Annotated in this window: 14 protein-coding genes; 8 read left to right on the forward strand and 6 right to left on the reverse strand. The window is 72.8% G+C overall.

All coding sequences use genetic code 11. The features are described from left to right. The first annotated feature begins 198 nt into the window (after nucleotides 1–198). Nucleotides 199–870, forward strand: a complete 672-nt coding sequence (locus N538_RS0117235) for a hypothetical protein (protein ID WP_028638323.1) — start codon at nucleotides 199–201, stop codon at nucleotides 868–870. Nucleotides 871–907: 37 nt separating this feature from the next. Continuing rightward, complete coding sequence (locus N538_RS0117240) at nucleotides 908–2,272, forward strand: LLM class flavin-dependent oxidoreductase (RefSeq protein ID WP_028638324.1); 1,365 nt, start codon at nucleotides 908–910, stop codon at nucleotides 2,270–2,272. A gap of 1 nt (nucleotide 2,273) precedes the next feature. On the opposite strand, the gene N538_RS0117245 is transcribed toward N538_RS0117240, so the two are convergent. Next, the gene (locus N538_RS0117245) at nucleotides 2,274–3,488 is read right to left on the reverse strand and encodes an acyl-CoA dehydrogenase family protein (RefSeq protein ID WP_028638325.1); all 1,215 of its coding nucleotides are present in this window, start codon (nucleotides 3,486–3,488) and stop codon (nucleotides 2,274–2,276) included. Then, entirely contained in the window at nucleotides 3,488–4,852 is a 1,365-nt protein-coding gene (locus tag N538_RS0117250; RefSeq protein WP_081790536.1) for an acyl-CoA dehydrogenase family protein, read from the reverse strand. Before N538_RS0117250 ends, N538_RS0117245 begins: the two co-directional genes overlap by 1 nt. Before the next feature lie 80 nt (nucleotides 4,853–4,932). Between N538_RS0117250 and def the strand changes: the two genes are divergently transcribed. Together def and N538_RS0117260 are read left to right on the forward strand one after the other, a co-directional pair. Continuing rightward, nucleotides 4,933–5,508, forward strand: coding sequence for a peptide deformylase (gene def / locus N538_RS0117255; protein ID WP_028638327.1), 576 nt, complete (start codon nucleotides 4,933–4,935; stop codon nucleotides 5,506–5,508). 46 nt (nucleotides 5,509–5,554) lie between these two features. Beyond that, entirely contained in the window at nucleotides 5,555–6,682 is a 1,128-nt protein-coding gene (locus N538_RS0117260) for a magnesium and cobalt transport protein CorA (protein WP_028638328.1), read from the forward strand. A gap of 43 nt (nucleotides 6,683–6,725) precedes the next feature. Here the strand turns inward: N538_RS0117260 and N538_RS0117265 are convergent, their stop codons facing one another. Beyond that, on the reverse strand, nucleotides 6,726–7,529 hold the full coding sequence (locus tag N538_RS0117265) for a TrmH family RNA methyltransferase (RefSeq protein ID WP_028638329.1): 804 nt from the start codon (nucleotides 7,527–7,529) through the stop codon (nucleotides 6,726–6,728). Continuing rightward, on the reverse strand, nucleotides 7,529–8,752 hold the full coding sequence (gene cobA, locus N538_RS0117270) for a uroporphyrinogen-III C-methyltransferase (RefSeq protein WP_028638330.1): 1,224 nt from the start codon (nucleotides 8,750–8,752) through the stop codon (nucleotides 7,529–7,531). The genes N538_RS0117265 and cobA overlap by 1 nt, the downstream gene beginning before the upstream one ends. Before the next feature lie 95 nt (nucleotides 8,753–8,847). On the opposite strand from cobA, the gene N538_RS0117275 reads away from it, so the two are divergent. From N538_RS0117275 to N538_RS0117290, 4 genes are read left to right on the forward strand one after another with little or no spacing between them, the layout of a single operon-like run. Beyond that, on the forward strand, nucleotides 8,848–9,375 hold the full coding sequence (locus tag N538_RS0117275; protein ID WP_028638331.1) for a YbhB/YbcL family Raf kinase inhibitor-like protein: 528 nt from the start codon (nucleotides 8,848–8,850) through the stop codon (nucleotides 9,373–9,375). Between the two features lie 15 nt (nucleotides 9,376–9,390). Beyond that, nucleotides 9,391–10,065, forward strand: a complete 675-nt coding sequence (locus N538_RS0117280) for a hypothetical protein (protein ID WP_028638332.1) — start codon at nucleotides 9,391–9,393, stop codon at nucleotides 10,063–10,065. Beyond that, nucleotides 10,062–11,348 (forward strand): glutamine synthetase family protein, encoded by a 1,287-nt coding sequence (locus tag N538_RS0117285; protein WP_197025368.1) that lies wholly within the window; start codon nucleotides 10,062–10,064, stop codon nucleotides 11,346–11,348. Before N538_RS0117280 ends, N538_RS0117285 begins: the two co-directional genes overlap by 4 nt. Continuing rightward, nucleotides 11,336–12,394 (forward strand): amidohydrolase family protein, encoded by a 1,059-nt coding sequence (locus tag N538_RS0117290; RefSeq protein WP_028638334.1) that lies wholly within the window; start codon nucleotides 11,336–11,338, stop codon nucleotides 12,392–12,394. The genes N538_RS0117285 and N538_RS0117290 overlap by 13 nt, the downstream gene beginning before the upstream one ends. 8 nt (nucleotides 12,395–12,402) lie before the next feature. Here N538_RS0117290 and N538_RS0117295 read toward each other — a convergent pair whose 3' ends face one another. Further along, complete coding sequence (locus N538_RS0117295) at nucleotides 12,403–12,999, reverse strand: FMN reductase (protein WP_028638335.1); 597 nt, start codon at nucleotides 12,997–12,999, stop codon at nucleotides 12,403–12,405. Then, entirely contained in the window at nucleotides 12,996–14,120 is a 1,125-nt protein-coding gene (locus N538_RS0117300; RefSeq protein ID WP_028638336.1) for an LLM class flavin-dependent oxidoreductase, read from the reverse strand. Before N538_RS0117300 ends, N538_RS0117295 begins: the two co-directional genes overlap by 4 nt. Between the last annotated feature and the right edge of the window lie 74 nt (nucleotides 14,121–14,194).

A 14,194-nucleotide genomic window follows, 5' to 3' on the forward strand; every position in this document is an offset into this window, starting at 1 on the left:
AATCTGCGGTTGGTGACCAATCCGCGTGCAATTCGGCGCGCGGCACGGCCGCCGCGGAGCCGAGCCGCTGGCGCCGTCACCGGCCCACGATCCGGTCCGACGAGTGATGTTCGAGACAACGGCGCAGCATGCCCGACGCCGATGGGTACATGCTTCAATCCAGACACGACCGTCTCCATCGATCGAAGGGAAGCCCTCGTGGCCAACAAGAGCCCGATCAACAAGCTCCAGGACACCGTCGTCGGCACCGTGAAGGCGGTGATGACCCACCCCGTCGGCACAGCCGGCAAGGCCGTGGGACAGGCGCGAGGGGCGGTACTGCTCGGGCGCACGGTCGCGGAGCAGGTCGGCAAGACCGCAGTCGGCGCGGTCGCGGGCCGTCTCGGCCACGGGGGGACCCAGCAGGACACGCAGCATGCGACCCAGCAGGCTCCGGCACCGGTGCGCTCCGTGACCCCGACGCCGCCGGCGAAGAAGGCTCCCCCGGCGAAGAAGGCCGACCGGACCACCCCGACGCGGCCGCCGGTGACCGATGTCGTCACCGACCTGGTCAAGGAGCAGGCCGCGCACCAGCCGGTGCCGGCGGCCACGGCCGAGCCGGTGACCTCGATCGACGCGACAGCGGACGTGGAGCACGTCGACGCCACCCCGGCGGACGTCGCGAAGAAGGTCGCGAGGAAGGCGCCGGCGACGAGGGCGCCGGCGAAGAAGACCGCTGCGACGAAGACGCCGGGCAGGAAGACGACCCCGAGCGCCAAGCTCCCCACGCGCAAGGCAGCGCCGAAGAGCGCCGCCGAGGTCGTCGAGGACGCCGACCTGCCGAGCCCGATCGAGTCGATCGGCAGCAGCACCGACCCCGGGCAGGGCTGAGACGGCCGAGCGGCTCCCCGACCCGGCGCTCGTCGTCCTGGTCGGTGCCTCGGGCTCGGGCAAGTCGACGTGGGCGCGCGCCCGCTACCGCCGGGAGGAGGTCGTCTCCTCGGACGACCTCCGCGGCGTGGTCGGCAGCGGCGCGCACGACCTGGACGCCTCCGACGACGCCTTCGCACTGCTGGAGCGGATCGTCGACGCCCGCCTCGGCCGCGGGCTCACCACGGTGGTCGACACCCTGGGCCTCGACGACGTACGCCGGAGCCGCTGGCTCGAGGCTGCCCGCGCGGCCGGACTGCCGGCGGTCGCCGTGCTCCTGGACACGCCGGACGACCTGTGCCGGTCCCGCAACCGCGAGCGCGACCGGCCGGTGCCCGCGCCGGCCCTCGCGGCCCAGCTGAGGAAGGTCGCCGCGGTCGACCTCGTCGGCTGGCAGGTGCACCGCGTCCGACCGGGCCGTGTGCCCGAGCGTGACCCGGAGGTAGGTCTCAGGCCCACGACCGGTTCAGCGGGGCGCCGCAACAGCCAGGGGCTGCGGTTCGTGCTGCAGGTGGGCCGGTTCCCGTGGGGCGAGAGCCCGACGCCGTGGCTGACACAGGTCGCCACCGCGGCCGACGAGGCGGGCTTCGCCGGCCTCGCCCTGATGGACCACCTGATCCAGATCCCCCAGGTCGGGCGGGCGTGGGAGCCGATCCCGGAGCCGTGGGTGACGCTCGGCCTGCTCGCCGGGCTCGACACCCGGCTGGACCTCGGCACCCTCGTGACGCCCGTGACGTTCCGGGCACCCGGCATCACCGCCAAGGCCGCGGCCACCCTCGACGCACTCTCCGGCGGGCGCGCGTTCCTCGGGCTGGGGGCGGGCTGGTGGGCGCGGGAGCACGCGGCGTACGGCCTGCCGTTCCCGCCGCCCCGCGAGCGTCTCGACGAGGTCGAGCGCGCCATCGCAACGATGCGGGCACTGTGGGCACCCGGCACCAGGGCGGCGGCCGGGCTCCCCGAGACCACGAGCTACCCGCGGCCGGCGCACGACATCCCGATCATCCTCGGCGGCTCCGGGGACCGGATGCTGAGCATCGCGCGGCAGTACGCGGACGCGGTCAACGTCCGCACCGAGCACGTCGACCGCGCGGTCGACGCGCTCGAGGGATCGGACGTGACGGTCACGGTCCTCGACCTGCCGACCGTCGGACGCGACCGCGAGGACGTGTGGGCCCGGGTGGAGCGGCTGCGCGGGAGCACTCGGGCCGCGGCGTACGCCGAGCGCACGCATGCCGGCACCCCGGCGGTACAGCGCGACCGCTACGGCGCGCTGGCGGCCCGGGGTGTCGACACGGTGTTCCTGGCCCTGGCCGACCTCGACGGTCCCGACGACCTCGAGCGGTTGGCGCCGCTCACCGCCTGACCTACTTGAGCTGGGCGCTGGTCAGCCCGAGCACGCGCCGGGCCACGATCAGCTGCTGGATCTGCTGGGTGCCCTCGAAGATGTCCAGGATCTTGGAGTCACGCGCCCACTTCTCGAGCAGCTCGCCCTCGGCGTACCCGACCGAGCCCGCGAGCTCCACGCACGACAGCGTGATGTCGGAGCCGACCCGGCCCGCCTTCGCCTTGGCCATCGAGGCCTCGAGGGAGTTCGGCCTGCGGTTGTCCGCCATCCACGCCGCCTGCAGCATCAGCAGGTGCGCGGCCTCCCAGTCCGCCTCCATCTGCAGGAACTTCGCGGCCGCCGCGTGCTGCGTGATCGCCGGGCGGTCGTAGTCGACCTCCACCCCGGCCGTCTCGAGCAGCTCGCGCGTGAGGTCCAGCGCCGCCCGCGCACAGCCGACCGCCATCGCGGCGACCAGCGGGCGGGTGTTGTCGAAGGTCGCCATCGCGCCGGCGAACCCCTGCTTGGTGTCGATCTCGGGCGACCCGAGGAGGTTGGCGGCCGGCACCCGGCAGTTCTCGAACCGGATCGTCGCCGTGTCGGACGCCTTGATCCCGAGCTTGTGCTCGAGCCGCTCGACGCTCATGCCGGGCGTGCCCTTCGGGACCACGAACGACTTGATCGCGGCCCGGCCCAGGTCCTTGTCGAGGGTCGCCCACACGACGACGGCGTCGGACCGCTCGCCGGAGGTCACGAAGATCTTCTCGCCGTTGAGGACGTACTCGTCGCCGTCCAGTACGGCGGTGGTGCGGATGTTCGCCGAGTCCGACCCGGTGTCCGGCTCGGTGATCGCCATCGACGCCCACACGCCGTCGAACCGCTCGTGCTGCTCGTTGTCGGCCACCGAGGCGATCGCGGAGTTCCCCAGGCCCTGGCGCGGCATCGAGAGCAGCAGTCCGACGTCGCCCCAGCACATCTCGGCGATCGACATCACCGAGGCCAGGTTGGTGCCGTTCTTCACGGAGCCGTCGTCCCCGTCCTCGCTGCGCTTCACCCCGGCCGCGCCCGCGCCCTCGCTCGCGCCGGACTCCGAGAGCCCGTCGATCATCGCGGCGAGCATGTCGAGCTCCTTGGGGTACGCGTGCTCGGCCTTGTCGTACTTGCGCGAGATCGGCCGCAGCATGTTCATCGCGACCTGATGCGCCTGCCCGACCAGGGGCCGGAACTTCTTCGGGTCGTCCAGATTGATGGGCATTAGATCAGCACCGCACCTTCCATCACGCCGATCGCACGCAGGTCGCGGTACCACCGCTCCACCGGGTGCTCCTTCACGAACCCGTGACCCCCGAGCAGCTGGACGCCGTCGAGGCCGATCTGCATCCCCTTGTCCGCGCACAGCCTCCGGGCCAGCGCGACCTCCCGGGCGAAGTCCTTGCCGGCGGCGGCCCGCGCCGCGGCCTTCCACGTCAGGAGCCGCATCGACTGCAGCTCGATCGCGATGTTCGCGACCATGAACGCCACCGACTGCCGGTGCGCCACCGGCTCGCCGAACGCCTCGCGCTCCTTCACGTACGGCACCACGTAGTCGAGCACGGCCTGGCCGGTGCCGACGGCGAGCGCGCACCAGGCGAGCCGGGCGAGTCGCACGCACTCGACGTACGTCGACCCGTCGGTCTCCCCCAGCACCGCGTCGGTCGGGACGTGCACGTCGGTGAGGTGGATCTTCGTGAGCCCGGCCGCCCGCACGCCCATGGCGGGGTCCGCCTCGACCTCGATCCCGACGGCCGAGGACTCGACGAGGAACAGCACCGGAGCGCCGTCGAGCGCCGCGCCGATGACGAACAGCTCGGCGTCGGCGCCCCGAGGGACGGCTGACTTCACGCCGTTCAGGACGAAGCCGTCGCCGGTCCGGGTCGCCGTCGTGGCCGGCGCCAGGACGTCGAAGAGGACGGTCGGCTCGGTGAGCGCGATCGCGGCCGCCGGGACGGCGCCGTCGGTGAACGCCGGCAGGTAGGTCTGCTGCTGCGCGTCGGTGCCCCACAGCCCGATCGCGGTCGCGACCGACCCGGGTGCGAGGGAGGCGACGGCCAGGCCCAGGTCACCGTGCGCGAGCGCCTCGGCGACCAGCGTGCCGGCCATCGCGGACCGCTCCTCGGAGATGCCGCCGAGGGCCTCGGGCAGGCCGAGGATCGGCAGCCCGACCTCGAGCCCCGCCTTGAGCACCGCCTCCGGCGCCGCGCACGCCTCGTCGGCCTCGGCGGCGACCGGCCGGAGCACCTCCGACGCGAGCTCGCTGACGACGTCGACGAGCATCTGCTCGTCCTCGGTGGGGGTCAGGTCGAACACGCCGCGACCGGCGGTCGCCGCCGGTCGAGTGCCGGCCTTGCCCGCGTTGCCCGCCTTCGCGAACGTGCGGCTGGCGGCCGTGATGGTCTTGAACCCGCTGCGCGTCGTGGTGAACACGGCCTGCTCGGCCTGCTTGCGCAGGCCCACCCGGTCGAGCACGTCGCTGCGGGCGAGCCGGCTGAGTGCGGCGACGGCGTACCCGATCGGGTCGCGGCTCTCCTTGCTGGACAGCCCGTGTTTCCCGCCGGGCCGAAGGCTGTGGATCAGGGACATGCGGTCAATGTAACTCGGAGTTACACTCCCGGCTACAGCGGGCGTCGTGGAGCCGGTCACACGGTCGCTACGCTCCCCGCATGCCTGACCAGCCCTCCGGCCAGCTCCCCGACGGCGGCCACGTCCGCCCGATCACCCGCTGGGGCACTCCGGTCATGCACCGGCCCCAGCAGCGCGTGACGGCGTACGACGACGCGCTCCGTGCCCTGGCCGCCGACATGGTCGCCACCATGTACGCCGCGGACGGCGTGGGCCTGGCGGCCTGCCAGGTCGGCGAGGACGTCGCGATGTTCGTCTTCGACTGTCCCGACGAGTCCGGCGAGCACACCGCCGGCGTGGTCTGCAACCCGGTGCTGACCCTGCCCGAGGGGCGCGACCGGCACCTCGACGACGGCGACGAGGGCTGCCTGTCGTTCCCGGGCGCCTTCGTCGAGTGCGCGCGGCCCGACGTCGCGACCGTCACCGGCACCGGCCTCGACGGCGAGCCGGTCGAGTTCTCCGGCGACGGCCTGCTCGCCCGGTGCCTGCAGCACGAGACCGACCACACCAACGGCATCGTGTTCGGCGACCGACTGCCCAACAAGGCCCGCAAGAAGCTCGAGAAGGCGCACGAGAAGGCGGCCCCCGACTTCCCCGCGGAGTGGCCGGCCGGCTGACCTCGCGCCTATCCTGCTCGGGGGTCGAGCGGGAGGAGGTCCAGCCATGTCCGACCGTTCCTTCAAGCCGATCCGGTCGCTGACCGGGCGGGTGCGCCGGCGTACCCCGGCGGCTCCCGGCGCTCCGCTCGCCGTCGAGCGGACCCAGGACCGGGTCAGCATGGTCGACAGCGCGATCTACGTGGCCGGCGACCGTGTCGACTCACCCGCCACCCTGGCCGACACGTTCCGCTCGCTGAGCGAGCACGACGACGCCGTCGCCTGGATCGGGCTGTACCGGCCGGACCAGCACGAGCTGGGCGAGCTGGCGGAGGAGTTCGACCTGCACGAGCTCGCGGTCGAGGACGCGATCGTCGCGCACCAGCGGCCGAAGCTGGAGCGGTACGACGAGACGCTGTTCGTGGTGCTCCGGGCGGCGCACTACGTCGACTCCCGCGAGGAGGTCGAGTTCGGCGAGGTCCACCTGTTCGTCGGCCCGGACTTCGTGATCACCGTGCGGCACTCCGAGTCGCCGGACCTGTCCGCCGTACGCCGCCGGCTGGAGTCGAACCCCGACCTGCTCGCCCTGGGCCCGGAGGCGATCCTCTACGCGATCCTGGACCGGATCGTCGACGGCTACCTCCCCGTCGTCGCGGGCCTCGAAAACGACATCGACGAGATCGAGACGGAGGTGTTCGGCAGCGACCCGCAGGTGTCGCGGCGCATCTACGAGCTGACCCGCGAGGTGATCGAGTTCCAGCGGGCGACGCGTCCGCTCGCGACGGTGCTGCGCAACCTGTCCGCCGGCTTCGCGAAGTACGGCACCGACGAGGAGCTCCAGCGCTACCTGCGCGACGTCGAGGACCACCTCACCCAGGTCATCGAGCAGGTCGACGGCTTCCGGCAGCTGCTCCGCGACATCCTGACCGTGAACGCGACCCTGGTCGCCCAGCGGCAGAACGAGGAGATGCGCGCGCTGTCGGAGGCGAGCATCGAGCAGAACGACGACGTCAAGCGGATCTCGGCCTGGGCGGCGATCCTGTTCGCCCCCACCCTGGTCGGCACCGTCTACGGCATGAACTTCGACCACATGCCCGAGCTGCACTGGGCCGGCGGCTACCCCTTCGCGCTGGTGCTGATGCTGATGGTCAGCGTCACGCTGTGGGCGGTCTTCAAGTTCCGCCGCTGGATCTGACGCCGAGTCGGCGCAGTCTCAGCTGAGACTGCGCCGACTCGGCTCAGCGGCGCGTGGTGACGTAGCAGGCGACGGCGGTGGCGGCGGCGACGTTGAGCGAGTCGATGCCCTCGGCCATCGGGATGATGGCGCGGCGGTCGGCGGTCTGCTCCCAGCGCTCCGAGAGCCCGTGCCCCTCGGAGCCGAGCACGAGCGCCACGCGGTCCAGGCCGGCCACGGCCTCCTCGATCGGTACGGCGTCCGGGGCGAGCGTCAGCGCGATGGTGGTGAACCCGAGGGCGGTGAGCGCCGGCAGGGCGTCGTACCAGTCCGGCAGGCGGGTCCAGGGCGTGGTGAACACGGCGCCCATGCCGACCTTGATGGAGCGGCGGTAGAGCGGGTCGGCGCACCGGGGCGCCAGCAGCGCGGCGTCGAAGCCGAGGGCGGCGCCGGAGCGGAAGATCGCGCCGACATTGGTGTGGTCGACGATGTCCTCGAGCACCAGGACCGAGCGCGCGCCGGAGAGCACCGACGACACCGACGGCAGGGGCAGCCGCTCCAGCGAAGCGAGCGCGCCGCGGTGGACGTGGAAGCCCGTGACCTCCTCGGCGAGTGCCTCGGTGACGACGTAGCAGGGCGCATCAGAGCGCGCGAGCTCGTCCGAGAGCCCCTCGAGCCAGCGCGGCGCCATCAGGAACGAGCGTGGGGTGAAGCCCGCGGCCACCGCGCGACGGACCACCTTCTCCCCCTCGGCGAGGAACAGCCCGTGGGTCGCCTCGAGGTGCTTGCGGAGCTCGACGTCGCGCAGGTCGCGGTAGTCGGCGAGCCGGGGATCGGCAGGGTCGGTGATCTCGACGAGGGTGGCCATCACGCAAAGTGTGCGGGATGGGCCACGGCGACGACCTCGCCGACCACGATGATCGCCGGCGGGCGCACCGCCTCCTCCGCGAGCCTCGCGGCGAGGGTCCCGAGCGTCGCGAGCACGGTCCGCTCCCCCGGCATCGTGCCCTCGGAGACCACCGCCACCGGCGTGGCCGGCGAGCGGCCGCCGGCGACCAGGGCGGTGGCGATCGCGGGCGCGTTCTCGACCGCCATCATCAGCACGACGGTGCCGGACATCGAGCCGATGGCGGTCCAGTTGACCTGGGACTCGGGGTGTCCCGGCGGCAGGTGACCGGAGACGACCGTGAATTCGTGGGCGACGCCGCGGTGGGTCACCGGGATGCCTGCCACCCCGGGTACGGCGATCGGGCTGGACAGCCCGGGCACCACGGTCACCGGCACCCCGGCCTCGCGGCAGGCGATGACCTCCTCGAAGCCGCGGCCGAAGACGAAGCTGTCGCCGCCCTTGAACCGCACCACCCGCTTGCCCTCGAGCGCCCGCGCGACGATGACGCGGTTGATCTCCTCCTGCTGCGCGGACCGGCCGCGCGGCAGCTTCGCCACGTCGATCAGCTCGACGTCCGCGGGCAGCTCGCCGAGCAGCTCGCGCGGCGCGAGCCGGTCGGCGACCACGACGTCCGCCTCGACGAGCGCCTTGCGACCGGCGACCGTCATCAGCTCGGGGTCTCCGGGCCCGCCGCCGACCAGCACCACGCCCGGCGACCGGTCGCGCTGGTGCCGGGCCACGATCGTGCCCTCGCGCAGGCCCTCGAGGATCTCGTCGCGGACCGCCGCGGAGCGCTGCGGCTCGCGCTGGCCGAGCACCGCGACCGTCACGCCGGCGTGCCGACCGACCGCCGGCGTCCAGGCCGACGCCCGGGTGGCGTCGTCGGAGCGGACGCAGAAGACCCGACGTACCTCCGCCGAGGCGGAGACCTGCTCGTTGACCGTGCGGTCGTCGGTGGCCGCGATGACGTACCACGCCTCGTCGAGGTCGGCGTCCTGGAAGCCGCGCCGGTGCCACGTCACCTCACCGGAGCCGACCATGCCCTCGATCGCCGGTGTCACGTCGGGGCTGACCACGTGCACGTCGGCGCCCACCGCGATCAGCTGCGGCACCCGGCGCTGCGCGACGTGCCCGCCGCCCACGACGACGACGCGCCGTCCGCCCAGCCGCAGGCCGGAGGGGTACGTCGGGAAGTCGTCCATGACGCCATCATCGCGGCCCCGCTGCGGTCGGCCGTGGCGCACGTTCACCCTCCGGACTACGTTGAGGTCCAAGCGTCCGCCGAGATAGGAGTGCCATGAGCCTCGACCGTCCGGTCAGCCCGAACCCGTACGACCTGCTCCCCGCCGTCCCGTCCTTCACCGTCACCAGCTCGGACGTCGCCGAGGGCCAGCAGCTCAAGGACGACCAGGTCGCGGCAGCGGGCAACACCTCGCCGCAGCTCTCCTGGGAAGGGGCGCCCGACGGCACCAGGAGCTACACGGTCACCTGCTTCGACCCGGACGCGCCGACGCCGAGCGGCTTCTGGCACTGGGTCCTCGTCGACCTGCCCGCCGACGTCACGTCGCTGGACACCGGCGCCGGCGCCGAGGGTGCGCAACTGCCGGGCAACGCCTTCATGTGCCGCAACGACGGCGGCTCGAAGGCGTTCATGGGCGCCGCCCCGCCCGCGGGTGACCAGGTGCACCGTTACTACTTCGTCGTGCACGCGGTGAAGGAGGACTCCCTCGGGGTCGACTCCGACGCCTCACCCGCCGTCGTCTCCTTCAACCTGGCGTTCAAGACCGTCGGCCGCGCGATCCTGCACGGCACCTACCAGCACTAGGCGCCCCGGACCGACATGCGCACCGTCGCCGCCCTCGCACTCACCGCGGGCCTGCTGGTCGGGCTCCCGCAGGCCGCGCACGCGCAGCAGAGCTGCAACGGCGACCCCGCGACCGTCGTGGGTACGCCGGGCGGCGTGGTCGTCGGCACCACCGGCCGTGACGTGGTGGTGACGAACGGGGCCGCGTCCGTCGACACGCTCGACGGCGTCGACGTCGTCTGCGTGACCGGCGGCGTGCCCACGACCATGGAGGGCGGCCCCGGGCGGGACCGGGTCGTCGTCGCCGTCCCGGGCGGCTTCGTGCGGATGGACCTCGGTGCCGGCACGCTCTCCTCCGGCCCCGGCGGCGACGGCTCGCTGACCGGCTTCGAGGACGCGACCGTCCTTGCCCACGGCGCGTTGGTGGGCGGGACCAGCGGCCCGAACGACATCCGGTGGAACCTCTGCACCGGCACCATCACCGCCCAGCGCGGGTCGGACAAGGTGACCTGGGCCGGCGGCGAGGACCTCTGCGTGGCCGGCGACCAACGGACGTGGGGCGCCTTCGGCGGTGGCGGCCAGGACCTCTTGATCGGCAGCCCGTGGGCCGACACCCTGGTCGGGGGGCGTGGTCACGACGTCGGCGACGGGCGTGGCGGCTTCGACCGGTGCCGCGTCGAGGTCGCGCGCAACTGCGAGAGCGACCGGTGAGCGAGCCCGTCCTCGTCGGCGGCTCGATCGTCGACATGGGCGGGGTGGCCCGGGCGAAGTACGTGCCGGCCGCCCGCCTGGACGCGTTCCGCGAGATCGGGATGGGTGCGTCGCCGTCGTGGAGCGTCTTCACCGTCGACGGGTCCGTCGCGTTCACCGACGACCTCGGCGTGGTCGGCGACCTCCGGATCCACATCGACCCCGCCGAGCTGCGCGACGTCGCCGACGGCATCGCCTGGGCGCCCGGGGACCTGCACCACCAGAACGGCGAGCCGTCCGCGATGTGTGCCCGCCACGTGCTGCGTCGCGCGGTCGAGGCCGCCTCCGGGGCCGGGCTCACGGCCCGGGTCGGCGCCGAGCTCGAGTGCACGCTGCTCGCCCCGGACGGCTCGCACGCGACGACAGCGGGGTGGGCGCCGTACGGGCTGCGCTCGTCGCTGGAGCAGGCGCCGTTCCTCGTCGACCTGGCCCGGTCGGCCCAGGCCGCCGGGCTCGGCCTCGAGCAGCTGCACATGGAGTACGGCCACGACCAGGTCGAGCTGTCGCTCTCCCCCACCGACCCGCTCGCGGCGGCCGACGACGTCGTCCTGGCCCGCCTGGTGATCGGGCGCACCGCGGAGCGGCACGGCATGCGCGTGTCGTTCTCGCCGTTGCCGTTCGCCGGCGAGGCCGGCAACGGTGCGCACCTGCACCTGTCCCTCGCGAACGCCGACGGGCCGGTGTTCTCGGGTGGGGACGGGCCCCACGGCCTGACCCCCGCCGGCGCGGCCGCGATCGCGGGGGTGCTCGCGACGCTGCCGGAGCTGATCGCGGTGTACGCCGGGTCGGCACTGTCCGAGCGACGGCTGGTGCCCGGCAACTGGGCGGGCGCCGCCCTCTGCTGGGGGCTCGAGAACCGCGAGGCGGCGGTCCGGCTCGTCGAAGCAGGTACGGGCACCGCACACGGCGCCAACATCGAGCTCAAGGTGGTGGACCCGAGCTCGAACCCGTACCTCGCGATCGCCGCATTCCTCGGCAGTGCCCGGCTCGGCGTCGAGCGCGGCCTCACGCCACCCGACGAGGTGTCGGTCGACCCGTCCGGTTCCGGACTCGACCTCGCCCTCCTTCCCCCACACCAGGGGGCGGCCCTGGACGCGCTGGCCGGGTCCGGGGTGGCGCGCGAGCTGCTCGGCGGTCCGGTCGTCGACGGGCTGCTCGCCGTCCGGCGGCACGAGGTCAGGACGTTCTCCGGTCTCACCCTCGCCGAGACCGCCGAAACCCTGCGGATGGCATGGAGCTGCTAGTCGAGCATCTCGGCTCCGTCGGGCTCGTCGACCACCACGTGCACGGCTGGTTCACCGAGCCCGGCGACCGCGCGGCCTTCGAGGAGGCGCTGAACGAGGGCGCGACCGGGCCGGTCTCCTCGGGCTTCGACCTGCCCATCGGGGTGGCGGTACGCCGCTGGTGCGCGCCGCTGCTCGGCCTGCCCGCCCTGACCACCTCGGACGAGTACTGGGAGGCACGCTCCGCCACGCCGTACGACGAGCTCGTGCGCACCTTCCTCACCGCCGCGGGCGTCGACCACTGGGTCGTCGACACCGGGCTCACGCCGGGGCTCGTGACCGATCCCGAGCCGCGGTCCGAGGTGATCCGCCTCGAGCTGCTGATGGAGCAGGTGCTGGGCGAGGACGACGTGGTCGGTGCGTTCCGGGAGCGGCTCGGCCGCGCGGTCGCCTCCGGCACCGTCGGCGCGAAGACGATCGCGGCGTACCGGTGCGGCCTCGAGATCGACTGGTCGCGTCCCGACGACGCCGACGTCGCCGCCCGGGCCCGTACGGCGAGCACTCGGGTGGTCGATCCGGTGCTGGTGGCCTTCGGCGCCCACGAGGCGGCCGCTCTCGGGCTCCCGCTGCAGGTGCACACCGGCTTCGGCGACCGCGACCTCGACCTGTCGGCGGCGAACCCGCTCCACCTGACGCCACTGATCCGTACGGTCAGCAGCCCGGTGCTGCTGCTGCACTGCTACCCGTACCACCGGCAGGCCGGCTACCTGGCCCAGGCCTTCGAGCACGTCTTCTTCGACGTCGGCCTCGCGATCAACCACCTCGGCGCGCGGTCGGTCCAGCTGGTCGCAGAGGCGATGGACCTGGCGCCGTTCGGCAAGCAGCTCTACTCCTCAGACGCCTACGGGCTGCCCGAGCTGCACTTCCTCGGCTCGGTCCTGTGGCGGCGGGCGATGGGTGAGGTGATCGGCGGGTGGGTGCGCCGCGGCGACTGGTCGACCGACGACGCGATCCGGGTGGTCGACCTGATCGGCCGCGACAACGCCGCGCGGGTCTACGACCTGTGAGCCGGTCCTCAGGCCCCGCGGAGCAGGTCCTCGAACGGCGTGGGCTCCGCGAACTCGTCCTCGACGGTGCGGCTGCGCCGGCGCGGCGAGCCGTGCAGCAGCCCGACCAGCTCGCCGGCCGCGCGGTCGATGCGCTCGTCGAGACCGCGGTCGCCGAAGTCCTCGCTCGCGGCGAAGACGCCGGTCGGCACCACGGTCGCCCGCAGGTAGCTGAACAGCGGCCGCAGGGCGTGGTCGAGCACCAGCGAGTGCCGGGCGGTGCCCGCGGTGGCGGCGACCAGGACCGGGGTGCCCTCGAGAGCACTGGGATCCAGCACGTCGAAGAACGACTTGAAGAGCCCGGAATAGCTCGCGGAGAACACCGGCGTGACCACGATGAGCGCGTCCGCCCGGCGTACCGTCTCGAGCGCGTCGGCCAGCTCTCCGGTGGCGAAGCCGGTGAGCAGGTGGTCGGCCAGCGGGTGCGCCAGCGGGCGCAGCTCGATGACGTCGACCTCCACGGGCTCGTGCGCGGCGGCCACCGTTGCGGCCGCCAGCCGGTCGGCGAGCAGCCTGGTCGAGGACGGCACGCTCAGGCCGGCGCTGATCACGGCGATGCGGGTCATACGGATGCTCCTGTCACGTCGTCGACCGCGTGCACGGTCGTGTCGTGCGCACCGCCCGCGGCCTCGACCAGCGAGGCGTGGGTGGGCGCGTCGGGGATGTGGGCGGGACGGCCCTCGGCGAAGCCCTTGCGCATGTCGGGCAGGATCTCGCCGAGCAGGTCCAGCTGCTCCAGCACGGTCTTCAGCGGCAGGCCCGCGTGGTCGACCAGGAACAGCTGACGCTGGTAGTGGCCGGCGTAGTCGCGGAACGACAGCGTGCGCTCCAGCACCTGCTGCGGCGACCCGACCGTCAGCGGGGTCGCCTCGGTGAAGTCCTCGAGCGACGGGCCGTGGCCGTAGACCGGGGCGTTGTCGAAGTACGGCCGGAACTCGTCCACCGCGTCCTGGCTGTTCCTCCGCATGAAGAACTGCCCACCCAGCCCGACGATCGCCGTGTCGGCGGGGCCGTGGCCGTAGTGCTCGAAGCGACGGCGGTACAGCTCCACCATCTGCTCGGTGTGGCTGGCCGGCCAGAAGATGTGGTTGTGGAAGAAGCCGTCGCCGTAGTACGCCGCCTGCTCGGCGATCTCGGGGCTGCGGATCGAGCCGTGCCACACGAACGGGGCGACGCCGTCCAGCGGCCGCGGCGTCGACGTGTAGCCCTGCAGCGGCGTGCGGAACTTGCCCTCCCAGTTGACGACGTCCTCGTCCCAGAGCCGGCGCAGCAGCGCGTAGTTCTCGATCGCGAGGTTGAGCCCCTGGCGGATGTCCTTGCCGAACCACGGGTAGACCGGGCCGGTGTTGCCGCGCCCCATCATCAGGTCGACCCGGCCGTCGGTCAGGTGCTGGAGCTTCGCGTAGTCCTCCGCGATCAGCACCGGGTCCGTGGTCGTGATCAGCGTGGTCGCGGTCGACAGGATGATGTTCTCGGTCTTCGCGCCGACGTAGGCCAGCGTCGCCGTCGGGTTCGAGGCGATGAACGGCGGGTTGTGGTGCTCGCCGGTGGCGAACACGTCGAGCCCGACCTCCTCGGCCTTCTTCGCGATCTCGACGGTCGCCTTGATCCGCTCGTGCTCGGTCGGGGTGCGACCGGTCGTCGGGTCCGGCGTCACGTCACCGACGGTGAAGATGCCGATCTGCATGTCCGCTCACTGTCCTCTGGTGGTAGTTGAATTCCGAAGTATCTACGGAACGACCACGGCCCGCCGGGTATTCC

It is taken from the genome of Nocardioides sp. URHA0032, assembly GCF_000620645.1.
Taxonomy (GTDB): Bacteria; Actinomycetota; Actinomycetes; order Propionibacteriales; family Nocardioidaceae; genus Nocardioides.